Here is a 426-nt window from a genome sequence, read left to right on the forward strand (position 1 = left end):
CCCCTGTCCGTCTCTACGGTCTGGACCAGCCATATATTGCTCAGGGGAATAGATTGCCCGCGAAAGAGCATCAGCCTCTTTTCCATGTCAACGAAGAAACCGATCTCCTTGCATTCGATAACCACGGGTTTCCAGATAAAGTGGGCGATCTCATCGACTATCCCCTGTATTCTCGAAATAATCTGCCTTGCCTCTTTCGTGGCCTTGCCGGCCCTCTCGTAGCTCTCCATGTAAATCGTTTCATTGGGCATGTCTGTGATATCGAGAAAAACTATAGACAGAGAAGACTGCCCGCCGCTGTTGTTGCCTCTTTGATCGACGATGAAGTTGTCCTCCTGGCCATAAATTCTGTGATAGACCTTCCTGATGCTGGAGAAAGGGACGGTATTCTTTTTTCCTTTCAATTTGCCCCGCGTAATCGTCAGC

The 426-nt window shown here is 49.1% G+C and carries 1 protein-coding gene; it reads right to left on the reverse strand.

Features of this window, described 5'->3' with window-relative positions; all coding sequences use genetic code 11:
• Nucleotides 1-404, reverse strand: a 404-nt coding sequence (locus tag GTN70_10915; protein NIO17476.1) for a hypothetical protein, incomplete at its 3' end; no start/stop codon positions are given.
• Between the last annotated feature and the right edge of the window lie 22 nt (nucleotides 405-426).

Source organism: Deltaproteobacteria bacterium (assembly GCA_011773515.1).
GTDB lineage: Bacteria > Desulfobacterota > Deferrimicrobia > J040 > J040 > WVXK01.